This window comes from Enterobacter sp. E12, assembly GCF_014596715.2.
Classification (GTDB): domain Bacteria; phylum Pseudomonadota; class Gammaproteobacteria; order Enterobacterales; family Enterobacteriaceae; genus Enterobacter; species Enterobacter bugandensis.
Genome location: NZ_CP115601.1, coordinates 211,456 through 235,322, shown reverse-complemented (window position 1 = coordinate 235,322; position 23,867 = coordinate 211,456). Strand labels below are relative to the sequence as shown.

Sequence of the window (23,867 nt, the reverse complement as noted above, 5' to 3'; positions counted from 1 at the left end):
CAGACGGGGGGCGAAAGGGAAGAGTCGAGGAGTGACAAAACAGGCGTTAAATCACGTTTTGTTGTCTCATTGGTTAAAAATTATACCAATATTGCTCTCACCGGCCTCGCGAAGGTCCGCGCGAAGCCCTTTGATCAGCTCAATATCACGTTCTTCACACTCCGCCAGCAGACGGAAAATTTCCCACTGAATATCCCATTCCTGTTCAACCGCCGGGTTAGCACGCAGCTCCTCGTCGGTCATTTCACGGCCTTCCTGGGTCATTTCAAGCATCGCAACGGTGGTAATGGATGCCTTGCTGACTTCAATGGCGTGTTCCAGGGTTTCACCGCTCAGACGGGAGTGGATCAGCTCGCTCAACGCCACGCAGGCGTCGATTGCCGGATAAACGCCGTACAGGTCGTAATCGTCCGCCACCGGGATCGCCTCTTCCAGCTTTTCGAGCTGTGAATCGAAGTTCACCTTTGCGTCTTTCACCGTCAGCGTCTCCCAGATCAAATCCAGGATACGTCGATAAATCTGGCCTTCGCCAAACTCCGTTTGCTTACAGAACGCGGCATAGTTGGGATACATGCGCTCGCACAGGCAAGCCATAAACGTCACGTGCTGCCAGCTTTCCAGCTTCTCAAGGCGCAGATGAATCGGGTTTTGTAACATGATGATGTCTCGAATCGAAAATTAGCCGCAGTTTACCTGAATCACGGCTGAATTTCCTGCCAACGAATGAATGCCGGACGTGAAGAGGCAACGGCGTCAGCCCAGCGGGTTGGCTCCGGTAACCGGTAGCCCTTCATGCAGCGCTGCACCCACGCCAGCGCGCTGTCCATGCTCACCCGATGTCCGGTGGCGATAAACAGCGGATTACAGCGCGCTTTACTGCGCCAGACCCACGCCAGCTGCTCGCCTTTATGGATAAGCGGCGCCAGCGCGCCCGGTTCGGCAGAAAGCGGCTCAAACGCGCCGCACAGGCGTTTTTTCGCCACGCCGATGGTCGGCACGTCCACCAGCAGACCAAAGTGGCTGGCGACGCCTAAGCGACGCGGATGGGAGATACCGTGCCCGTCAACAAACAGGAGGTCAGGTTTTTGCGAGAGTTGCTCCCACGCGGCCAGCAGCGCGGGGTATTCGCGGAAGGAGAGAAAGCCGGGAATATAGGGCATGGTGGTGGCGATACGCGCCACCTTGTACTCCACCAGCTCCAGCGACGGGTATTTCAGCACCACCATCGCCGCCCGCGTCACTTCACCGCCCTGCTCGAACCCGACGTCCGCCCCGCCAATGTACTGCGGGGGATCCTTATCCAGACGATCCTCGCGGATCACCGATGAAGCCAGTTCGATTTGCTGAGCGCGTAGCGACGCGAGATCCATAACCACTCCTTACTTGTGATACTGGGCAGAAAGCCGATGCACCGCCTCCACAAATACGCCTGCGTGTTCAGGCGGCACATCCTGATGAATGCCGTGGCCGAGGTTAAAGACGTGGCCTTCACCCTGGCCGAAACCAGACAGTATAGTCGACACTTCCTCTTCGATGCGGGCAGGCTGAGCATAGAGCATGGACGGGTCCATGTTGCCCTGTAGCGCCACTTTGTCGCCCACGCGACGGCGCGCATCGGCAATATCGGTGGTCCAGTCGAGGCCCAGCGCGTCGCAGCCGGTGGCCGCCATCGCTTCCAGCCATTGACCACCGCCTTTAGTGAACAGCGTTACCGGCACGCGGCGACCGTCGTTTTCACGCAGCAGGCCGTCAACGATTTTGTGCATGTAGTACAGGGAGAACTGCTGATAATCACGTCCGGTCAGCACGCCGCCCCAGGTGTCGAAAATCATCACAGACTGCGCACCCGCTTTAATCTGCGCGTTGAGGTAGAGCGTAACGCTCTTCGCCAGCTTATCGAGCAGCGCATGCAGCGCCAGCGGTTCGGCGTACATCATCTTTTTAATCATGGTGAAGGCTTTGCTGCTGCCGCCTTCAACCATGTAGGTGGCCAGCGTCCACGGGCTGCCGGAGAACCCAATCAGCGGCACTTCGCCTTTCAGTTCGCGACGAATGGTGCGCACGGCGTTCATCACGTAGCCCAGCTCGCCTTCCGGATCGGGGATCGGCAGCTTATCGACGTCGGCTTTGCTTTTGATCGGCGAGGTAAAGCGCGGGCCCTCGCCGGTTTCGAAATAGAGCCCCAGGCCCATAGCGTCCGGAATGGTAAGAATGTCCGAAAAGAGAATGGCGGCATCCAGCGGGAAGCGGCGCAGCGGCTGGAGCGTCACTTCACAGGCCAACTCGGCGTTTTTGCACAGCGACATAAAATCGCCCGCCTGCGCGCGCGTGGCTTTGTACTCTGGCAGATAGCGTCCCGCCTGGCGCATCATCCACACCGGGGTGACATCAACGGGCTGGCGCAGCAGCGCACGCAGATAACGATCGTTCTTCAGTTCGGTCATTTTGCAGTTCCTTATTGCGTCAGTCCGTCAGTGTAACACTACTCATACTCGGCCCGACACATTGCCACGGTATCTTCTATCAGGCGACGCGCCACCGTTCCCGGAGGGGGTAACAGCGGTAAATTGTCGTAGCGGTACCAGTTCGCCTCCAGCAGCTCTTTCTGGTCGATAACAATCTCACCGCTGTCATATTCCGCCATAAACGCGGTCATCAGAGACATCGGGAACGGCCACGGCTGGGAGGTCACGTAGCGCAGGTTCTTCACCTTGATGCTGCTCTCCTCCATCACCTCGCGCGCCACCGCCTGCTCCAGCGTTTCGCCTACTTCGACGAACCCGGCGAGGACGGTATGAATGCCGTTGCGATGACGGGTATGTTGCGCCAGCAGGATGGAATCATCACGGCGGATGGCGACGATGATGCACGGCGCGATTTGCGGATAGTAGCGTTCACGGCAGTGGCCGCAGAGCAGCGCCCATTCGGTTTTGCTTGGATGCATGGTGTGGCCGCAGTAACCGCAATATTTGTGCGAACGGTAAAACTCCGCCAGCTGCACGCCCCGCCCCGCCAGCTGGAACAGGCCGACGTCCAGATCTAACACCTGACGTACGGATCCCATATCCTGACGGCGCGCCTGTTGGATCAACCACACGGGATCGCCCTGCCACTCGCCGATCTTCAGCGCGGGCTGGCCCACCAGATCGAACGTTTCCGCGGTACCGTAGGGCAACTCTCCTGAGGGCAGCCATAATTTTTGTTCGTGGCTGACGATCCACCAACCCAGATCTGATTTTTCAATAATACGATCCATATCTATTGCACTACCTTCGCTTCACTGACATGTTGTTAGCATTGTGGTTACATTTTGGATAAGCAGATCCCATTCTAAACCTTATGGAGTCGACCATGTTAAACCAGCTGGAAAGCCTGACTGAGCGCGTTGGAGGAAGTAACACCCTGGTGGATCGCTGGCTACATGTGCGCAAGCATCTCCTTGTGGCGTATTACAATCTGGTCGGTCTTAAGCCTGGCAAAGAATCCTTTATGCGGCTGAACGAAAAAGCGCTGGATGATTTTTGTCAGAGCCTTGTCGACTACCTCTCCGACGGCCATTTCAACATTTATGAACGCATTATCCGCGAAATGGAAGGGACAACGCCGTATTTAGCGGCCAGCAAACTCTGTCCGCAGCTGGAAGCCAATACCCAGCAGATCATGGACTATTACGATTCCACGCTCGAGAACGCCATCGATCACGATAACTATCTTGAGTTCCAGCAGGCGCTGTCCGACCTGGGCGAAGCGCTGGAAGAGCGATTCACGCTGGAAGATAAGCTCATCGCCCTCGTACTGGATAACAACCTGAATATCAGCAGCAGCGATAACGTTGCGCGCCCTGCTTGAGTTCTTAACCGTTAACGAGTAATTTACAACCAGTCGCCCCTCTGCGGAGGGGGATTTTTCTTGTCGGAGTGCCCAGTGTGTAAGCACGGGCTGAGACCGTTAATTCGGGATCCGCGGAACCTGATCAGGTTAATACCTGCGAAGGGAACAAGAGTCACGCTGCTGTTGTATCGCCCCTGGGGCGATCTCCTCTTGCTTCATCCGTCGTCTGACAAGCCATGTCCTTCACTTCTGGAATGAGCTATGTCTACAACAAAACTGACCCGCCGCGAACAGCGTGCACAGGCCCAACACTTCATCGACACCCTGGAAGGCACCGCTTTCCCGAACTCGAAACGCATCTACATCACCGGTTCACAGGCCGATATCCGCGTGCCGATGCGCGAAATCCAGCTCAGCCCGACGCTTATCGGCGGCAGCAAAGAGAATCCGCAGTATGAAGACAACGAAGCCGTGCCGGTGTATGACACCTCCGGCCCATACGGCGATCCTGATGTTGCTATCAACGTGCAGCAAGGTCTGGCAAAGCTGCGCCAGCCGTGGATTGAGGCGCGTAACGACTGCGAAGAACTGAGCGTACGCAGTTCTGCGTACACCAAAGAACGCCTGGCCGACGACGGCCTGGACGAGTTGCGCTTTACCGGCCTGCTGACGCCAAAACGCGCCAGAGCGGGCAAGTGCGTAACCCAGCTGCACTACGCGCGCCAGGGTATCGTCACGCCGGAGATGGAGTTCATCGCCATCCGCGAAAACATGGGCCGCGAGCGCATCCGCAGCGAAATATTGCGCCACCAGCATCCGGGTGAAGGCTTTGGCGCTCGCCTGCCGGAGAACATCACGCCGGAGTTTGTACGTGACGAAGTGGCCGCCGGCCGCGCCATTATCCCCGCCAACATCAACCACCCGGAATCGGAGCCGATGATTATCGGCCGCAACTTCCTGGTGAAGGTCAACGCCAACATCGGCAACTCTGCCGTCACCTCGTCCATCGAAGAAGAGGTGGAAAAGCTGGTCTGGTCCACGCGCTGGGGGGCGGACACGGTGATGGACCTCTCCACTGGCCGCTACATCCACGAAACCCGCGAGTGGATCCTGCGTAACAGCCCGGTGCCGATTGGCACCGTCCCGATTTACCAGGCGCTGGAGAAGGTCAACGGCATTGCTGAAAACCTCACCTGGGAAGCGTTCCGCGACACGCTGCTGGAGCAGGCGGAACAGGGCGTGGACTACTTCACCATCCACGCGGGCGTGCTGCTGCGCTACGTGCCGATGACGGCGAAACGTCTGACCGGCATCGTCTCGCGGGGTGGCTCCATCATGGCGAAATGGTGCCTGTCCCATCATCAGGAAAACTTCCTCTACGAGCACTTCCGCGAGATCTGCGAAATCTGCGCCGCGTACGACGTCTCCCTGTCGCTGGGCGACGGCCTGCGTCCTGGCTCCATCCGCGATGCCAACGACGAAGCGCAGTTTGCCGAGCTGCACACCCTGGGCGAGCTGACTAAAATCGCCTGGGAGTACGACGTGCAGGTGATGATTGAAGGCCCGGGCCACGTGCCGATGCAGATGATCCGCCGCAACATGACCGAGGAGCTGGAGCACTGCCACGAAGCGCCGTTCTACACCCTGGGGCCGTTGACCACAGATATCGCACCGGGCTACGACCACTTCACCTCCGGGATTGGCGCGGCGATGATCGGCTGGTTTGGCTGCGCCATGCTCTGCTACGTGACGCCGAAAGAGCACCTCGGCCTGCCCAACAAAGAGGACGTAAAGCAGGGACTGATTACCTATAAAATTGCCGCCCACGCGGCGGATCTGGCGAAAGGCCACCCGGGCGCGCAAATCCGCGACAACGCCATGTCCAAAGCGCGCTTTGAATTCCGCTGGGAAGACCAGTTTAACCTGGCGCTGGATCCGTTCACCGCCCGCGCCTACCACGACGAGACCCTGCCGCAGGAGTCGGGCAAGGTGGCGCACTTCTGCTCCATGTGCGGGCCAAAATTCTGCTCGATGAAAATCAGCCAGGAGGTGCGGGATTACGCCGCCGCGCAGACCATTGAAGTCGGTATGGCGGACATGTCGGAAACCTTCCGCGCCAGAGGCGGCGAAATTTACCTCAAAAAAGAGGAGGCGTAATGTACAAGCCCGATTTCCCCTCCGTGCCCTTTCGCTTAGGACTTTACCCGGTGGTGGACAGCGTGGAGTGGATCGAACGCCTGCTGGAGGCCGGCGTTCGCACCCTCCAGCTACGCATCAAAGATAAGCGTGATGAAGAGGTGGAGGCCGACGTCGCCGCCGCCATCGCGCTGGGGCATCGCTACACTGCTCGCCTGTTTATCAACGACTACTGGCGGCTGGCCGTTAAGCACCGGGCGTACGGCGTGCATCTGGGTCAGGAGGACCTGGAAACAACGGATCTGAGCGCAATCCGTGAAGCCGGGCTGCGTCTTGGCGTGTCAACGCACGATGACATGGAGATCGACGTGGCCCTGGCGGCCCGTCCCTCCTACATCGCCCTCGGTCACGTTTTTCCGACGCAAACCAAGCAGATGCCTTCTGCCCCGCAGGGTCTGACGCAGCTGGCGAGCCACGTTAAGCGCCTTGCCGATTACCCGACCGTCGCCATCGGTGGAATCAGCCTTGAACGCGCCCCGGCGGTGCTGGAGACCGGCGTCGGCAGTATCGCCGTCGTCAGCGCTATCACCCAGGCGGCAGACTGGCGGTCCGCCACCGCGCAGCTTTTACAGCTGGCAGGAGCAGGCGATGAATGACCGCGATTTTATGCGCTATAGCCGCCAGATCCTGCTGGAGGATATTGCCATTGACGGGCAGCAAAAGCTGCTCGCCAGCCGGGTACTGATTGTCGGCCTGGGCGGATTAGGCGCCCCCGCCGCGCTGTATCTGGCCGGTGCGGGCGTGGGCATGCTGGTGCTGGCCGATGACGACGAAGTGCACCTCAGCAACCTGCAACGGCAAATCCTCTTCACGACTGAAGATGTTAACCAGCCTAAAGCGCAGATCACCCGGCAGCGGCTTAACCAGCTTAATCCGGATATCGAACTGATTGCGCTCCAGACGCGGCTTAGCGGAGACGAGCTGCAACGTGAAGTTGCCCTTGCCGACGCGGTGCTGGACTGCACGGACAACATGGCGACGCGCCAGGCCATCAACGCGGCCTGTGTTGCACAGAACACGCCGCTTATCACCGCCAGCGCGGTGGGGTTCGGCGGGCAGATAATGGTCCTGACCCCGCCGTGGGCGCAGGGCTGTTACCGCTGCCTGTGGCCGGACGAGGCTGAACCGGAGCGTAACTGCCGCACGGCAGGCATTCTTGGCCCGGTGGTGGGCGTGATGGGTACCCTTCAGGCACTGGAGGCTATCAAGCTGCTCAGCGGCATGGAGACGGAACGCAACACGCTCCGGCTGTTCGACGCCCGCTCCAGCGGCTGGCGCCATCTGGCACTACACCGCGCCAGCCACTGCCCGGTATGCGGAGGCCACGATGCGCATTCTGTTTAACGATGAGCCGATGACGTGCGACGACGGTCTCACCGTTGCCGCCCTGCTCGACAAATTGCGCCAGCTCAAGCCGGGAACGGCGCTGGCGCTCAATCAACAGATCCTGCCGCGCGAGCAGTGGGAACTTCAGCAGGTCAATGAAGGCGACCAGATCCTGCTGTTTCAGGTTATCGCAGGGGGCTGAGATGTTACGTATTGCTGATAAAGTCTTTAATTCACATCTGTTTACCGGAACCGGCAAATTCGCCTCGCCGCAGCTGATGGTGGATGCTATTCGTGAAAGCGGCAGCCAGCTGGTGACGCTGGCGATGAAGCGCGTGGATCTGCGCCAGCACAACGATGCCATACTTGCGCCGCTCCTGGAGGCAGGCGTGACGCTGCTGCCCAACACCTCCGGCGCGAAAACTGCCGAGGAGGCGATGTTCGCCGCACAGCTGGCGCGGGAAGCGCTCGGTACCCGCTGGCTGAAGCTGGAAATTCACCCGGATGCCCGCTGGCTGCTGCCCGACCCGATCGAGACCCTGAAAGCCGCAGAAAAGCTGGTGCAGCAGGGGTTTACCGTTCTGCCTTACTGCGGCGCGGATCCCGTGCTGTGTAAGCGTCTGGAAGAGGTCGGCTGCGCCGCCGTCATGCCGCTGGGGGCGCCCATTGGCTCCAATCAGGGGCTGGAAACCCGCGCGATGCTGGAGATCATCATCGAGCAGGCGACCGTGCCGGTGGTGGTGGATGCGGGGATCGGCGTGCCCAGCCATGCCGCGCAGGCGCTGGAAATGGGGGCCGACGCGGTGCTTGTGAATACCGCCATTGCGGTGGCCGACGACCCGGTCATGATGGCGCGTGCGTTTCGTCTCGCCGTGGAGGCTGGCGTGCTGGCCAGAGAGTCCGGCCCCGGCTCGCGCAGTTTTCAGGCACAGGCCACCAGCCCGCTTACCGGCTTTCTGGAGGCGCTCTCATGAGCACGTTTACCGAGCGCTGGCGCGAGCTTAACTGGGACGATATTGCCCTGCGCATCAACAGCAAAACGGCGGCTGACGTGGAGCGCGCGCTGCACGCCCGTCAACTGACCCGCGAGGATCTGATGGCCCTGCTCTCCCCGGCGGCCAGCGCCTATCTTGAACCAATGGCGCAGCGCGCCCAGCGCCTCACCCGGCAGCGGTTTGGCAACACGGTGAGCTTCTACGTCCCGCTCTATCTTTCGAACCTGTGCGCCAACGACTGTACCTACTGTGGTTTTTCCATGAGCAACCGCATCAAGCGGAAAACGCTCGATGAAGAGGAGATCGCACGCGAGTGTGCTGCTATTCGTGAAATGGGGTTCGAACATCTTCTGCTGGTCACGGGCGAGCATCAGGGGAAAGTGGGAATGGACTATTTCCGCCAGCATCTGCCTGCGATACGTCGGGAGTTTGCGTCGTTGCAGATGGAGGTTCAGCCCCTGTCGCAGGACGAGTATGCGGAGTTAAAAACGCTCGGGCTGGACGGCGTTATGGTCTATCAGGAAACCTACCAGGAGGCGACGTACGCGCGGCATCACCTGAAAGGGAAGAAGCAGGATTTTTTCTTCCGGCTGGAAACGCCGGACAGGTTGGGCCGCGCCGGGATCGACAAAATCGGGCTGGGTGCGCTAATTGGGCTTTCCGACAGCTGGCGGGTAGATTGCTACATGGTGGCAGAACATCTGCTGTGGCTGCAACAGCACTACTGGCAGACCCGATACTCCATCTCCTTCCCACGCCTGCGCCCCTGCGCAGGCGGCATTGAACCGGCTTCGCTGATGGATGAACGCCAGCTGGTGCAGACCATCTGCGCGTTTCGCCTGCTCGCCCCGGAAGTGGAGTTATCGCTCTCAACGCGTGAATCCCCGGCGTTTCGCGATCGCGTCATCCCGCTGGCGATTAACAACGTCAGCGCGTTTTCCAAAACGCAGCCGGGCGGGTATGCAGACGATCATCCGGAGCTGGAGCAGTTTGCACCGCATGACGGACGGCGTCCGGAAGCCGTTGCCGCCGCCCTGACGGCACAGGGTTTACAGCCTGTCTGGAAAGACTGGGACAGCTGGCTGGGAAGAGCCTCGCAATGACGATGTAACGCACTGCAACACGGTAGAAAATTATCGAGGCGTTACGGAAAGGTAAAACCGGATGATTGTCAGCGATCGTCCGGTTTTTTATTGTCATCAGGTCAGCAACGGATGCTGACCAGGGCGAAAAGCTTCTTCCTCGTTTCGCCCTGCCTCCGATTCCGTGCATAAGAGGGGCGCAAAAGTATGGATAAGGAATTTCTTAGTGATTCTTAAGATAAATCATCTCGCCTGAAATCGTGTTCCGTATAATTCACCGCTAACCGCAGGACAGCGACTATGCTGAGAGGATATCGGCAGACGAAAAATATTCACCATCAGGATCGATGTACAACTCATGGCACTTCACAGCAAAAAGCTCTCTTTCACCCGACCCATTATGCTCAGCTTCGCGGGGATTCTGTGCAGTTTTGCGCTGATCGCGGTCGTGGTCTCTCTTTCGCAAAGAAAGGATTTCCTTGAGGATTATCACAAGATTAACAGCAACTTCACGCATAACCTGGCGGTTAACTATACCGAATCAATCCTGCGTGAAAACGACTATATCCTTGGTCGCTCTGCGATGTACTTTGCCCGCAGCGAGATACTGAATGAGACGCTCAACGTCAACCCGACGCAAGGGCTGCAGATGTTGATGCATTTGCAAAACCTGATGCCGACCGTGTCATCCATCTCGCTGGCTGACACAGAGGGACATTATTTACACGCTCCAGAAGCGCCTCCCACGGAAAAGAGTAAAAACGTCGATCCGCGGACGCGCCCGTGGTTTGTCGCGCACGCAGAAGCCAGTATTTTCAGCCATTATACCCACCATTATACGGACTACTTTACCGGGCATCCGACAGTTACGCTTTATAAGCCATTGATTTCAACAGAAGGCAGACTCAAGGGTACCCTCGCTTTTCATCTTGACTTGACGTCGATGGGGTATACCCTTCGACAAATGGTGGCCCCCGTACAAGGGGAATTCTTCGTCGTCGAACGCGACGGGACCGTCGTGCTGCACCCAGATACAGGCGCCCTGTTCAAAAAGTACGTGAGCGAAGCGCTGATGGACAAAATGACCAGCGGCGAAGGCCATCTTTACGACCGGAAAACCAATGCCTGGTATTACTACTACTCTTTCACGAACCCGGACTGGTTTGTTATCTATCGGGTATCTGGCGCAACGCTTACCGATATCACCCGCCACGAAACCACTATCGTTGGCTGGGGCTTTGCGCTGGCAGCCATCATCATCATTCTCTTCGGCCTTTATCTGCGTCATGCCTCGCGTACCGTATTAATGACTATTATCAATGCGATCAAAACGGGCGATGTCAGCCAGGCGCCGCGTCTGGAAGCGATGCTGAGCCGCACCATTCAGTCCAATAAAGAGCGTGAGATGGCGTATGTTCGTCAGGCCACTCACGATGCGCTGACCGGCTGCAAAAACCGCCGTGCGTTCGATAACGATGTGGAGGAATTATTAAATGCCCACCAGCCTTTCGCGATGGCGCTGGTTGATATTGATAACTTCAAGTCAATTAACGACACGTGGGGACACCTGAGCGGCGACATTGTCCTGCGTAACGTGGCGCGCGAGGGGATCCAGATAATGCAGCCCCACCACGTCTCGGTCTATCGCTACGGTGGTGAAGAGTTCGCGGTAATTTTCCAGGCCGAGCAGATCGCTGCCGCATTTTCATTGCTTGACGCATGGCGCACCGCCGTTGCAAGACGCGCATGGCGGGAAGAAAATCTGCACGTCACGTTCAGCGCGGGTCTGGGTGAATGGCATTTCGAACCGCTGGAACAATTTGTAGGTAGCGTTGATAACGCGCTCTACAGTGCTAAAAAGCAGGGAAAAAACCGTATTGTTCGCACTGCCGTCGGCTGACTTTCTCTCTTACTCGAAGAATTGTAACCGGTTTCAGAAAAATGCTGCTTTCTTTGTGATGCCTGACACACAATCGCGGTAAAGCGGTTGTTGAAGCTCTCTGCGCAGGATAATTATCAATAAACACATGTAGATCGAGGCTGATTATGAAGAACATCGTTTTATGCTGTGCAGCGGGAATGTCAACCAGCATGCTGGTTCAACGTATGAAAGATGCCGCGCAGAAAAAAGGGGTTGAAGTCACCATTAAAGCCGTTCCGGTTGCGGAGTTTAAAGACAATATCGCGACGGCCGACATCGTATTGCTGGGGCCACAGGTCAAATACGAGCAGGCTAAACTGCAGGCACAGGCCGACCCGCTGGGCAAAAAGGTCGCGGTGATCGACATGATGGATTACGGCATGATGAAAGGCGATGCCGTACTGGAAAAAGCGCTTAAACTGCTGGAGTCATAATGGAAGACTTAGAAACCACAATCATGGAACTGCTGGTCAACGCCGGTGCGGCCCGCAGTGCGGCCCTGACGGCTCTGCAGATGGCGCGTAAAGGTGAGTTTGACGAAGCTGAAAAAGCGATGGAAGAATCCCGCGAATATGTGAAGCACGCGCATACGATCCAGACGCAGCTTATTGGACTTGACGAAGGGACCGGGAAACTGCCGGTTAACCTAATCACCGTTCATTCTCAGGACCACCTGATGAACGCGATGGTTATTCAGGATCTGGCGGGCGATATGATTGAGCTTTATCGACGCATCCCGTTAGTGAATTGAAGAAACGCAGATATAAAAAAACCCGCCGAGGCGGGTTTTTTATTTACGGCATCAACGATTACTCGTTGTCGGAACCGCCCAGACCTGCGTTCAGCAGTTCTGCCAGGCTCGCGGATGCATCTTCAGCAGTAACCTGCGGTGCTGCTGGCAGTTCGCCCGCAGCGCGACGACGCATACGATCCTGATGGTACGCATAACCGGTACCGGCAGGGATCAGACGACCCACGATGACGTTCTCTTTCAGACCGCGCAGTTCATCACGTTTACCTGCAACAGCGGCTTCGGTCAGGACACGAGTCGTTTCCTGGAACGATGCTGCAGAGATGAAGGACTCGGTTGCCAGAGACGCTTTGGTGATACCCAGCAGATCGCGTGCGAAAGTCGCACCGATTTTGCCGTTCGCTTCCAGATCGCGGTTAGCGATCTTAACGCGTGAGTATTCAACTTGCTCGCCTTCCAGGAAGTCGGAGCTGCCCGCGTTTTCGATGGTTGCTTTACGCAGCATCTGACGAACGATAACTTCGATGTGCTTATCGTTAATCTTAACGCCCTGCAGGCGGTATACGTCCTGTACTTCGTTAACAATGTAACGAGTAACAGCATGCACACCACGCAGACGCAGGATGTCGTGCGGCGCTTCTGGACCGTCGGAAACCACGTCACCACGTTCTACACGTTCGCCTTCGAACACGTTGAGCTGACGCCACTTAGGAATCATCTCTTCGTACGGCTCGCTGCCATCTACTGGTGTGATAACCAGACGGCGCTTACCTTTAGTCTCTTTACCGAAGGAGATGATCCCGCTGATTTCAGCCAGGATTGCAGGCTCTTTCGGACGACGTGCTTCGAACAGGTCCGCAACGCGTGGCAGACCACCGGTGATGTCCTTGGTACCGCCGGATTCCTGAGGAATACGCGCCAGGGTGTCACCAGAGCTGATCTGTACGCCATCTTCCAGCTGTACAATCGCTTTACCCGGCAGGAAGTACTGCGCAGGCATATCGGTACCTGGGATCAGAACGTCATTACCCTGAGCATCAACGATTTTCAGTGCAGGACGCAGATCTTTACCGCCGGTAGTACGTTCAGCAGAATCCAGAACCACCAGAGAAGACAGACCGGTCAGCTCGTCGGTCTGACGAGTAATGGTCTGGCCGTCGATCATGTCAGTGAAGCGGATGAAACCACTTACTTCGGTGATAACCGGCATGGTGTGTGGATCCCAGTTTGCAACGGTTTCACCGCCGGCAACCTGCTCGCCATCACCTTTCGCCATAACCGCACCGTAAGGCACTTTATAGCTCTCTTTGGTACGACCGAATTCGTCGATCAGCTTCAGCTCGGTGTTACGTGAAGTGATAACCAGTTTACCGCTGGAGTTCACAACCGATTTCGCGTTGCTGAGCTTGATGCTACCTTTGTTTTTCACCTGGATGCTGGATTCAGCAGCCGCACGAGATGCCGCACCACCGATGTGGAACGTACGCATCGTCAGCTGTGTACCCGGCTCACCGATGGACTGTGCCGCGATAACGCCGATGGCTTCACCTTTGTTGATGATGTGGCCACGCGCCAGGTCACGACCGTAGCAGTGCGCACATACACCAAAGTCGGTGTCACAGGATACAACGGAACGCACCTTCACGGAGTCAACAGAGTTCGCTTCCAGCAGGTCACACCACTGTTCGTGCAGCAGGGTGTTGCGTGGAACCAGAATGTCTGCGGTGCCCGGCTTCAGGATGTCTTCCGCGGTCACACGACCCAGTACGCGATCGCGCAGTGGCTCTTTAACATCACCACCCTCGATAACCGGGGTCATGGTGATACCTTCGAGGGTGCCACAATCGTCTTCGGTCACAACCAGGTCCTGCGCAACGTCAACCAGACGACGCGTCAGATAACCGGAGTTCGCTGTCTTCAGTGCGGTATCCGCCAGACCTTTACGCGCACCGTGCGTGGAGATGAAGTACTGGAGTACGTTCAGACCTTCACGGAAGTTCGCGGTGATTGGCGTTTCGATGATGGAGCCATCTGGCTTCGCCATCAGACCACGCATACCTGCCAGCTGACGAATCTGTGCTGCAGAACCACGCGCACCGGAGTCGGCCATCATGTAGATGCTGTTGAAGGAAACCTGCTGCTCTTCGACGCCGTCACGGTTAATCACGGTTTCGGTTTGCAGGTTATCCATCATCGCTTTGGATACACGATCGTTTGCCGCTGCCCAGATATCGATAACTTTGTTGTAGCGTTCGCCCGCGGTTACCAGACCAGACTGGAACTGCTCCTGGATCTCAGCAACTTCAGCTTCCGCTTCAGAGATGATCTCGTGTTTCTTCTCTGGGATGACCATGTCATCGATACCAACAGATGCACCTGAACGCGCTGCATAAGCAAAGCCGGTATACATTGTCTGGTCAGCGAAGATAACGGTCGGCTTCAGACCCAGAATGCGGTAACAGGTGTTCAGCATTTTGGAGATCGCTTTCTTGCCCAGCGCCTGGTTGACGATGGAGAAAGGCAGACCTTTCGGTACGATCATCCACAGAATGGCACGGCCAATGGTCGTGTCTTTCAGGCTGGTCTTAGCAACGAATTCGCCGTTTGCATCTTTTTCGTATTCGGTGATACGCACTTTAACGCGCGCATGCAGAGAGGCCAGGCCAGCGCGATAAATACGCTCAGCTTCTTTCGGGCCAGTCAGCACCATGCCTTCGCCTTTGGCGTTAACACAGTCACGGGTCATGTAGTACAGACCCAATACAACGTCCTGAGAAGGAACGATAATTGGTTCACCGTTCGCTGGAGACAGGATGTTGTTGGTAGACATCATCAGCGCACGCGCTTCAAGCTGGGCTTCCAGCGTCAGCGGTACGTGAACAGCCATCTGGTCACCATCGAAGTCGGCGTTATAGGCCGCACAAACCAGCGGGTGCAGCTGGATAGCTTTACCTTCGATCAGGACTGGCTCAAATGCCTGGATACCCAGACGGTGCAGGGTTGGTGCACGGTTCAGCAGTACCGGGTGTTCGCGGATAACTTCGTCCAGGATATCCCAAACGACAGCTTCTTCACGCTCAACCATTTTCTTAGCGGCTTTGATGGTGGTGGCCAGGCCACGCAGCTCCAGCTTGCCGTAGATGAACGGTTTGAACAGCTCCAGTGCCATTTTCTTCGGCAGACCGCACTGATGCAGACGCAGGTATGGACCTACGGTGATTACAGAACGACCGGAGTAGTCAACACGCTTACCGAGCAGGTTCTGACGGAAACGACCCTGCTTACCTTTGATCATGTCGGCCAAAGATTTCAGAGGACGCTTGTTAGAACCGGTGATCGCACGACCGCGACGACCGTTATCCAGCAGGGCATCTACCGCTTCCTGCAGCATACGTTTTTCGTTGCGTACGATGATGTCCGGCGCAGCCAGATCCAGCAGACGTTTCAGACGGTTGTTACGGTTGATAACGCGACGATACAGATCGTTCAGATCGGACGTTGCGAAACGACCACCATCCAGCGGAACCAGCGGACGCAGATCTGGCGGCAGAACCGGCAGAACGGTCAGGATCATCCACTCTGGTTTGTTACCAGACTGAACGAACGCTTCCAGCAGTTTGATACGCTTGGTCAGCTTTTTACGCTTGGTTTCGGAGTTGGTTTCGTTCAGCTCTTCACGCAGCTGCTCGCACTCCTGCTCCAGATCCATGCTCTTCAGCAGGGCCTGAATAGCTTCCGCACCCATCTTCGCGTCGAATTCGTCACCGAACTCTTCCAGCGCGTCCAGATACTGCTCTTCAGTCAGGATCTGGTGACGTTCCAGGTTCGTCATCCCGCCTTCGATAACTACATAAGATTCGAAGTACAGAACACGTTCGATATCGCGCAGCGGCATATCCAGCAGCAGACCGATACGGGACGGCAGAGATTTCAGGAACCAGATGTGAGCAGTCGGAGACGCCAGCTCGATGTGGCCCATACGCTCACGGCGTACTTTGGTCTGGGTCACTTCAACGCCGCACTTCTCACAGATCACACCGCGGTGTTTCAGGCGCTTGTACTTACCGCACAGGCACTCGTAATCTTTTACTGGCCCGAAAATACGCGCACAGAAAAGGCCGTCACGCTCAGGTTTGAACGTACGGTAGTTGATGGTTTCCGGCTTTTTAACTTCACCGAAAGACCATGAACGGATCATGTCTGGCGAAGCCAGAGCAATTTTGATCGCATCAAACTCTTCGGTTTTAGTCTGCGCTTTCAGAAACTTTAATAAATCTTTCACGGATTTGCTCCCGTCGGAGTTAGCACAATCCGGTGCCGGGGGTTAACCCGGCACCAGTGACCTGTTTGAGCGAGAATTACTCGTCTTCCAGTTCGATGTTGATACCCAGCGAACGAATCTCTTTCAACAGTACGTTGAAGGACTCTGGCATGCCTGGTTCCATCTGATGGTTGCCGTCCACGATGTTTTTATACATCTTGGTACGACCGTTCACGTCATCAGACTTAACGGTGAGCATTTCCTGCAGGGTGTATGCCGCGCCGTATGCTTCCAGCGCCCACACTTCCATCTCCCCGAAGCGCTGACCACCGAACTGTGCCTTACCACCCAGCGGCTGCTGAGTAACCAGGCTGTAAGAACCGGTAGAACGAGCGTGCATCTTGTCGTCGACCAGGTGGTTCAGTTTCAGCATGTACATGTAACCTACGGTTACCGGACGTTCGAACTGTTCACCGGTACGGCCGTCAAACAGCGTAATCTGACCAGACGTTGGCAGACCACCCAGTTGCAGCAGCTCTTTAATTTCAGCTTCTTTTGCACCGTCGAATACCGGCGTTGCAATTGGCATACCTTTGCGCAGGTTCTCTGCCAGACGCAGCACTTCTTCATCGCTGAAGGTGTTCAGGTCGACTTTCTGACGCACGTCGGTACCCAGATCGTAGGCACGCTGGATGAATTCGCGCAGTTTCGCGACTTCCTGCTGCTGTTTCAGCATGGCGTTAATCTTGTCGCCAATACCTTTCGCAGCCATACCCAGGTGAGTTTCCAGGATCTGACCAATGTTCATACGAGACGGTACGCCCAGTGGGTTCAGTACGATATCTACCGGCGTACCGTTAGCATCGTGCGGCATATCTTCGATCGGGTTGATCTTAGAGATAACACCCTTGTTACCGTGACGACCTGCCATCTTATCACCAGGCTGGATCTGACGTTTAACAGCCAGATACACCTTAACAATCTTCAGCACGCCTGGTGCCAGATCGTCGCCCTGAGTGATTTTGCGGCGTTTCGCTTCGAGTTTTTTCTCGAACTCGTGTTTCAGTTCGTCATACTGCTCAGCCAGCTGTTCCAGCTGATTTTGTTTCTCTTCGTCGGTCAGGCCGAGTTCCAGCCAGCGATCGCGTGGCAGTTTGTCGAGCTTCTCAGCTTCAACGCCACCGGCAACCAGCACCGCATAGATACGGCTGAACAGACCTGCTTCGAGGATCTGCAGTTCTTCAGACAGGTCTTTCTTAGCCTGTTTGAGCTGCATCTCTTCGATTTCCAGCGCACGCTTATCTTTCTCAACGCCATCACGAGTGAAGACCTGAACGTCGATAACCGTACCGGAAACACCGTTTGGTACGCGCAGAGAAGAGTCTTTAACGTCAGACGCTTTCTCACCGAAGATAGCACGCAGCAGTTTCTCTTCTGGGGTCAGCTGGGTTTCACCTTTCGGCGTCACCTTACCTACCAGAATGTCGCCGCCGGTCACTTCCGCACCGATGTAAACAATACCGGATTCATCCAGCTTGGAGAGCGCAGCTTCACCCACGTTAGGGATGTCGGCAGTGATCTCTTCTGGCCCCAGCTTGGTGTCACGGGACACACAGGCCAGTTCCTGAATGTGGATGGTGGTGAAACGATCTTCCTGAACCACACGCTCGGAGACGAGGATGGAGTCTTCGAAGTTGTAACCGTTCCACGGCATGAACGCTACGCGCATGTTCTGACCGAGCGCCAGTTCACCGAGGTCGGTGGACGGACCGTCTGCCAGCACGTCGCCGCGCTCAACTGGCTCACCCAGAGATACGCAAGGCATCTGGTTGATACAGGTGTTCTGGTTAGAACGGGTGTATTTGGTCAGGTTGTAGATGTCGATACCCGCTTCGCCCGGATACATCTCGTCTTCGTTAACTTTGATAACGATACGGGATGCGTCAACGTACTGAACGGTACCGCCACGCTTAGCAACTGCAGTAACACCGGAGTCAACGGCAACAGCACGTTCCATACCGGTACCAACCAGCGGCTTATCAGCACGCAGAGTTGGAACGGCCTGACGTTGCATGTTCGCACCCATCAATGCACGGTTGGCGTCATCGTGTTCCAGGAACGGGATCAGGGACGCACCGACGGATACCACCTGCTGGGTGGATACGTCCATGTAGTCAACCTGGTCGCGGCTGAACAAGCTGGATTCGCCTTTGCTACGGCAGGTAACCAGATCTTCTACAAAGTGGCCTTCGTCATCCAGGTTGGAGTTCGCCTGAGCGATAACGTAGTTGCCTTCTTCGATAGCAGACAGGTAATGAATTTCGTCGGTAACCACACCGTCGGTCACTTTACGATACGGGGTCTCAAGGAAACCGTATTCGTTCGTCTGTGCGTACACGGACAGGGAGTTGATCAGACCGATGTTTGGACCTTCAGGCGTTTCGATTGGACATACACGACCGTAGTGAGTCGGGTGTACGTCTCGAACTTCAAAGCCTGCACGTTCACGGGTCAGACCGCCTGGGCCGAGTGCAGAGATACGACGTTTGTGCGTGATCTCAGACAGCGGGTTGTTCTGGTCCATGAACTGAGACAGCTGGCTGGAACCAAAGAACTCTTTCACTGCTGCAGAAATCGGCTTGGCGTTGATCATATCCTGAGGCATCAGGGTATCCAGATCGCCCAGAGACAGACGCTCTTTCACAGCACGCTCTACACGTACCAGGCCAACGCGGAACTGGTTTTCCGCCATTTCGCCAACGGAACGGATACGACGGTTGCCGAGGTGGTCGATATCGTCCACTTCGCCTTTACCGTTACGGATATCGATGAGCTTCTTCATCACTTCGATGATGTCGTCTTTGCTCAGGATACCGGAACCTTCGATTTCGTCGCGCAGCAGAGAACGGTTGAACTTCATACGACCTACCGCGGACAGATCGTAGCGGTCTTCGGAGAAGAACAGGTTCTCGAACAGGCTTTCAGCCGCTTCGCGAGTTGGTGGCTCACCAGGACGCATCATGCGGTAGATTTCTACCAGCGCGCTCAGACGATCGTTGGTTGGGTCGACGCGTACAGTCTCAGAGATGTACGGACCGTGGTCCAGATCGTTGGTGAACAGCGTTTCGATACGTTTGTGGCCAGACTGGCTCAGCTTAGCCAGCAGATCCAGGCTCAGCTCCATGTTCGCCGGGCAGATCAGCTCGCCAGTTGATTCATCAACGTAATCTTTCGCGGCTACTTTTCCTGCAATGTATTCAACCGGAACTTCGATGTGTTTGATATCATCTTTTTCCAGCTGGCGGATGTGGCGCGCGGTGATACGGCGACCTTTTTCCACATACACTTTGCCGTCGGCTTCGATGTCGAACGACGCGGTCTCACCACGCAGACGTTCCGGCACCAGCTCCATCTGCAGCTTGTTGTCGCGGATTTCAAAGATCACTTTCTCAAAGAACAGGTCCAGGATCTGCTCAGTGGTATAGTTCAGTGCACGCAGAATGATGGTTGCAGGCAGTTTACGACGACGGTCGATACGGACAAACAGGTTGTCTTTTGGATCGAACTCGAAGTCCAGCCATGAACCACGGTAAGGAATGATGCGTGCGTTATACAGTACTTTACCGGAAGAGTGTGTTTTACCTTTATCGCTGTCGAAGAAGACGCCCGGGCTACGATGCAGCTGGGAAACGATAACACGCTCAGTACCGTTGATAACGAAAGTACCGTTGTCCGTCATGAGTGGAATCTCACCCATGTAGACTTCTTGTTCTTTAATGTCTTTTACGGTGCCTTCCGGCGCTTCGCGCTCGTAGATCACCAGACGCAGTTTTACGCGCAGCGGTGCGGAATAGGTCACGCCACGGATCTGACATTCCTGAACGTCAAACACCGGTTCGCCAAGGCGGTAGCTGACGTACTGCAGCTCGGAGTTACCGCTGTAGCTCTGAATCGGGAACACGGAACGGAAGGCTGCTTCCAGACCGTACTGCCCTTCAGGATCTTGCTCGATAAACTTCTGGAACGAGTCAAGCTGGATAGAAAGGAGATATGGAATGTCCAGAACTTGTGGACGTTTACCAAAATCCTTACGAATACGTTTTTTCTCGGTATAGGAGTAAACCATAGGGTTCCTCAGCTCGCTGACAAGTCGACCCATCTGTCCGACGAAGGGACAGTTTGTGCAACACCATTTTGTGGACCGGAAAATTGAATACTTTCCGCAATACCTGTTGCTATCACGCTTAAACCATTTCATTGCGATTTACACAGAGCGAGCACCCTGTCGCAGTATATTAAGTCGTCGATAGAAACAAGCATTGTCAGGACAATCAGCAGTCAAACAGTGTGAAATGCTACTGATGCCTTACAGCGCAAAAAGGCTGGTGACTAAAAAGTCACCAGCCATCAGCCTAATTGCTTAGGCTGCAACCAGAAAAGTTGGCTTATTTAACTTCAACTTCAGCGCCAGCTTCTTCCAGAGATTTTTTCAGTGCTTCTGCGTCGTCTTTGCTCACGCCTTCTTTCAGCGCAGCTGGAGCAGATTCTACCAGGTCTTTAGCTTCTTTCAGACCCAGGCCAGTTGCGCCACGTACTGCTTTGATAACAGCAACTTTGTTCGCGCCAGCAGCTTTCAGAATTACGTCGAATTCAGTTTTTTCTTCAGCAGCTTCAGCCGGGCCAGCAGCTACAGCTACAGCAGCAGCAGCAGAAACACCGAATTTTTCTTCCATTGCAGATACCAGCTCTACAACGTCCATTACGGACATAGCTGCAACTGCTTCAATGATTTGATCTTTAGTGATAGACATTTAAATTGTTCCTGAAAATCAGAATAAGTTTATACGTAAGCAAATGCTTTATAAAGATAACTGCGATTAAGCAGCTTCTTTCGCATCGCGTACAGCAGCCAGAGTGCGAACCAGTTTGCCAGCCGCAGCTTCTTTCATGGTTGCCATCAGGCGTGCAATTGCTTCTTCGTAGGTCGGCAGGGTTGCCAGGCGATCGATTTGCGATGCCGGGATCAACTCACCTTCAAAGGCTGCAGCTTTGACCTCAAATTTTGCATTCGCTTTCGCGAACTCTTTGAACAGACGAGCAGCAGCGCCCGGGTGTTCCATAGAGTATGCAATCAGGGTCGGACCAACAAACGTGTCTTTCAGGCACTCGAACTGAGTACCTTCAACTACGCGACGCAGCAGGGTGTTACGAACAACACGCATGTATACGCCAGCTTCACGACCTGCTTTACGCAGTTCAGTCATTTTGTCTACAGTAACGCCACGGGAATCCGCAACTACTGCAGACAGCGCGCCTTTGGCTACTTCGCTGACTTCAGCAACAATCGCTTGTTTGTCTTGAAGATTTAAAGCCATTAGCTTTGCTCCTGGATGTTTGCCGAAACTCATGTTCCGGAACTCACTTCACTCAACCCAACGGGAAGAGCGTCTTAATACGGTGAGCAGAAACAAGCCAGAGTATTAAAAATAATCTTAGCGTTCTGTCACCGTCTACGCAGGGGATTAAGTTTCTTGCGAAACACCTGCGGTCTTCGACGGAGGCCTGGATAGGCCAGGCTCCAACGAACAAATCTTTTAGCCGCTAACTTTCGTTAGCAAACGTGGGGGTAAGATTGTAGACAAAATCACCGCCCACGTAAAGGCATTAGTTTGCAGCAGCGCTCAGGCCAGCCTGGTCAACTGCAACACCTGCACCCATGGTGGTGGAGATGCTAACTTTCTTGATGTACACGCCTTTCGCCTGAGTTGGTTTAGCTTTTTTCAGCGCAACCAGCAGAGCTTCCAGGTTTTCTTTCAGTTTGTCAGCGTCAAAGTCCACTTTACCGATGGTGGTGTGGATGATGCCGTTTTTGTCGTTACGGTAACGAACCTGACCTGCTTTAGCGTTCTTAACCGCTTCAGCAACGTTAGGGGTTACAGTACCCACTTTCGGGTTTGGCATCAGGCCGCGTGGACCCAGAACCTGGCCCAGCTGGCCAACAACGCGCATTGCATCTGGAGAAGCAATAACAACGTCAAAGTTCATTTCGCCTTTCTTGATCTGATCAGCCAGATCTTCCATACCTACCAGTTCAGCGCCGGCAGCTTTAGCAGCTTCAGCGTTTGCACCCTGAGCAAATACAGCTACGCGAACGGAACGGCCAGTACCGTGTGGCAGTACAGTTGCGCCACGAACGTTCTGATCGGATTTACGAGCATCGATGCCCAGGTTAACGGCAACGTCAACGCTTTCAACGAACTTAGCAGTCGCCAGTTCTTTCAGCAGAGCAATAGCTTCGTTGATGTCGTACTGTTTGGTCGCATCAACTTTGTCACGGATCACGGACATGCGCTTGGTCAGTTTAGCCATTTCTTAGTCCTCCACTACCAGGCCCATGGAACGTGCAGTACCTTCGATGGAGCGAGTCATCGCTTCAATGTCGGCACCAGTCATGTCGGCAGCTTTGGTCTGCGCGATTTCCTGCAGCTGAGCGCGGGAAATTTTACCCACTTTGTCTTTGTTCGGTTTACCGGAACCAGACTTGATACCAGCCGCTTTCTTCAGCAGAACTGCTGCTGGAGGGGTTTTGGTAACGAAAGTGAAAGAACGGTCAGCGTAAACAGTGATTACGACTGGGATTGGCAGACCTTTTTCCAGGGATTCAGTTTTTGCGTTGAACGCTTTACAGAATTCCATGATGTTCACACCCTGCTGACCCAGAGCTGGACCAACTGGTGGACTTGGGTTCGCCATACCAGCTGCAACCTGCAGCTTGACGTAGGCTTGTACTTTCTTAGCCATTCTAAAATCCTCTGATTGGGTAATAGCGCCTCAGGGAGGCTCCCCGTGAATAAAATTCGTTTTACGGGCCGGGACCCATAAAAACAAAAGGCGCGAAATTGTATTCCAATCCCGCGCCTTGTGCAACGATTAAATCGTCGCTTTTTTGATCGCTGCTTAGGCTTTTTCTACCTGGGCAAAGTCCAGCTCTACCGGGGTCGCACGACCGAAGATAGAAACAGAAACTTTCAGGCGGGACTTCTCATAGTCCACTTCTTCAACCACGCCATTAAAGTCAGCAAACGGACCGTCATTAACACGAACCATTTCACCCGGTTCAAACAGCGTTTTCGGACGCGGCTTATCACCCACCTGCTGCAGGCGGTTCATAATCGCATCAACTTCTTTGTCGCTGATTGGCGCCGGACGGTCAGACGTGCCGCCGATAAAGCCCATCACACGCGGCACGCTGCGCACCAGGTGCCAGCTCGCGTCGTTCATAACCATCTGAACCAGCACGTAACCCGGGAAGAATTTGCGCTCGCTTTTGCGACGCTGGCCGCCACGGATCTCAACCACTTCTTCGGTCGGAACCATAACTTCGCCAAACAACTCTTCCATGTTGTGTAATTTGATATGCTCACGCAGCGACGTTGCTACGCGGCCTTCAAAACCGGAAAACGCCTGAACGACGTACCAGCGCTTTTTAGGGGCTTCAGACATC

The 23,867-nt window shown here is 55.2% G+C and carries 21 protein-coding genes and 1 riboswitch; of the genes, 10 read left to right on the top strand and 11 right to left on the bottom strand.

Annotated features, from left to right (window positions below):
* Positions 1 to 66: 66 nt before the first annotated feature.
* The 4 genes from IB212_RS01160 to nudC are packed head-to-tail and all read right to left on the bottom strand — an operon-like array spanning position 67 to position 3,256.
* Positions 67 to 657: a YjaG family protein gene (locus tag IB212_RS01160; protein WP_045630298.1), complete on the bottom strand. Its 591-nt coding sequence runs from the start codon at positions 655 to 657 to the stop codon at positions 67 to 69.
* A 41-nt stretch (positions 658 to 698) separates the two neighbouring features.
* Positions 699 to 1,370 (bottom strand): deoxyribonuclease V, encoded by a 672-nt coding sequence (gene nfi / locus IB212_RS01155; protein ID WP_010425928.1) that lies wholly within the window; start codon positions 1,368 to 1,370, stop codon positions 699 to 701.
* Between the two features lie 9 nt (positions 1,371 to 1,379).
* On the bottom strand, positions 1,380 to 2,444 hold the full coding sequence (gene hemE / locus IB212_RS01150) for a uroporphyrinogen decarboxylase (RefSeq protein ID WP_028015107.1): 1,065 nt from the start codon (positions 2,442 to 2,444) through the stop codon (positions 1,380 to 1,382).
* 38 nt (positions 2,445 to 2,482) lie between these two features.
* A complete protein-coding gene (gene nudC / locus IB212_RS01145) occupies positions 2,483 to 3,256 on the bottom strand; it encodes an NAD(+) diphosphatase (protein ID WP_047363705.1) in 774 nt (257 codons plus the stop codon).
* Positions 3,257 to 3,351: 95 nt separating this feature from the next.
* Here nudC and IB212_RS01140 point away from each other — a divergent pair, with 95 nt between their 5' ends.
* From IB212_RS01140 to IB212_RS01095, 10 genes are all read left to right on the top strand, one after another.
* Positions 3,352 to 3,849: an Rsd/AlgQ family anti-sigma factor gene (locus tag IB212_RS01140; protein ID WP_028015105.1), complete on the top strand. Its 498-nt coding sequence runs from the start codon at positions 3,352 to 3,354 to the stop codon at positions 3,847 to 3,849.
* 54 nt (positions 3,850 to 3,903) lie between these two features.
* Positions 3,904 to 4,013, top strand: a riboswitch (TPP riboswitch).
* Positions 4,014 to 4,092: 79 nt separating this feature from the next.
* A complete protein-coding gene (thiC, locus tag IB212_RS01135) occupies positions 4,093 to 5,988 on the top strand; it encodes a phosphomethylpyrimidine synthase ThiC (protein WP_041911590.1) in 1,896 nt (631 codons plus the stop codon).
* Complete coding sequence (gene thiE / locus IB212_RS01130) at positions 5,988 to 6,623, top strand: thiamine phosphate synthase (protein WP_047363707.1); 636 nt, start codon at positions 5,988 to 5,990, stop codon at positions 6,621 to 6,623. Before thiC ends, thiE begins: the two co-directional genes overlap by 1 nt.
* Positions 6,616 to 7,371 (top strand): HesA/MoeB/ThiF family protein, encoded by a 756-nt coding sequence (locus tag IB212_RS01125; RefSeq protein ID WP_041911592.1) that lies wholly within the window; start codon positions 6,616 to 6,618, stop codon positions 7,369 to 7,371. The genes thiE and IB212_RS01125 overlap by 8 nt, the downstream gene beginning before the upstream one ends.
* Positions 7,355 to 7,555, top strand: coding sequence for a sulfur carrier protein ThiS (gene thiS, locus IB212_RS01120; RefSeq protein ID WP_028015101.1), 201 nt, complete (start codon positions 7,355 to 7,357; stop codon positions 7,553 to 7,555). The genes IB212_RS01125 and thiS overlap by 17 nt, the downstream gene beginning before the upstream one ends.
* Position 7,556: 1 nt before the next feature.
* Complete coding sequence (thiG, locus tag IB212_RS01115) at positions 7,557 to 8,327, top strand: thiazole synthase (RefSeq protein ID WP_041911593.1); 771 nt, start codon at positions 7,557 to 7,559, stop codon at positions 8,325 to 8,327.
* Positions 8,324 to 9,451 carry a 2-iminoacetate synthase ThiH gene (gene thiH / locus IB212_RS01110; RefSeq protein WP_041911594.1) on the top strand — a complete coding sequence of 376 codons (1,128 nt, stop codon included), beginning with the start codon at positions 8,324 to 8,326 and terminating at the stop codon, positions 9,449 to 9,451. Before thiG ends, thiH begins: the two co-directional genes overlap by 4 nt.
* Positions 9,452 to 9,788: 337 nt before the next feature.
* A complete protein-coding gene (locus IB212_RS01105; protein ID WP_047363710.1) occupies positions 9,789 to 11,330 on the top strand; it encodes a sensor domain-containing diguanylate cyclase in 1,542 nt (513 codons plus the stop codon).
* Positions 11,331 to 11,476: 146 nt separating this feature from the next.
* A complete protein-coding gene (locus tag IB212_RS01100; protein ID WP_010425948.1) occupies positions 11,477 to 11,785 on the top strand; it encodes a PTS sugar transporter subunit IIB in 309 nt (102 codons plus the stop codon).
* Positions 11,785 to 12,102, top strand: a complete 318-nt coding sequence (locus IB212_RS01095) for a PTS lactose/cellobiose transporter subunit IIA (protein WP_008503455.1) — start codon at positions 11,785 to 11,787, stop codon at positions 12,100 to 12,102. Before IB212_RS01100 ends, IB212_RS01095 begins: the two co-directional genes overlap by 1 nt.
* Positions 12,103 to 12,160: 58 nt before the next feature.
* Here the strand turns inward: IB212_RS01095 and rpoC are convergent, their stop codons facing one another.
* The 7 genes from rpoC to nusG all read right to left on the bottom strand — a co-directional run bounded on the left by rpoC (position 12,161) and on the right by nusG (position 23,866).
* Complete coding sequence (gene rpoC / locus IB212_RS01090) at positions 12,161 to 16,384, bottom strand: DNA-directed RNA polymerase subunit beta' (protein ID WP_188246094.1); 4,224 nt, start codon at positions 16,382 to 16,384, stop codon at positions 12,161 to 12,163.
* A gap of 76 nt (positions 16,385 to 16,460) precedes the next feature.
* Positions 16,461 to 20,489 (bottom strand): DNA-directed RNA polymerase subunit beta, encoded by a 4,029-nt coding sequence (gene rpoB, locus IB212_RS01085; RefSeq protein WP_015569976.1) that lies wholly within the window; start codon positions 20,487 to 20,489, stop codon positions 16,461 to 16,463.
* Positions 20,490 to 20,808: 319 nt separating this feature from the next.
* A complete protein-coding gene (gene rplL, locus IB212_RS01080; RefSeq protein WP_002445276.1) occupies positions 20,809 to 21,174 on the bottom strand; it encodes a 50S ribosomal protein L7/L12 in 366 nt (121 codons plus the stop codon).
* A gap of 66 nt (positions 21,175 to 21,240) precedes the next feature.
* Positions 21,241 to 21,738, bottom strand: coding sequence for a 50S ribosomal protein L10 (gene rplJ / locus IB212_RS01075; RefSeq protein ID WP_003862338.1), 498 nt, complete (start codon positions 21,736 to 21,738; stop codon positions 21,241 to 21,243).
* Between the two features lie 289 nt (positions 21,739 to 22,027).
* On the bottom strand, positions 22,028 to 22,732 hold the full coding sequence (rplA, locus tag IB212_RS01070) for a 50S ribosomal protein L1 (protein ID WP_006810530.1): 705 nt from the start codon (positions 22,730 to 22,732) through the stop codon (positions 22,028 to 22,030).
* A 3-nt stretch (positions 22,733 to 22,735) separates the two neighbouring features.
* Positions 22,736 to 23,164: a 50S ribosomal protein L11 gene (gene rplK / locus IB212_RS01065; RefSeq protein ID WP_008503452.1), complete on the bottom strand. Its 429-nt coding sequence runs from the start codon at positions 23,162 to 23,164 to the stop codon at positions 22,736 to 22,738.
* 156 nt (positions 23,165 to 23,320) lie between these two features.
* Entirely contained in the window at positions 23,321 to 23,866 is a 546-nt protein-coding gene (nusG, locus tag IB212_RS01060) for a transcription termination/antitermination protein NusG (protein WP_003862341.1), read from the bottom strand.
* Between the last annotated feature and the right edge of the window lies 1 nt (position 23,867).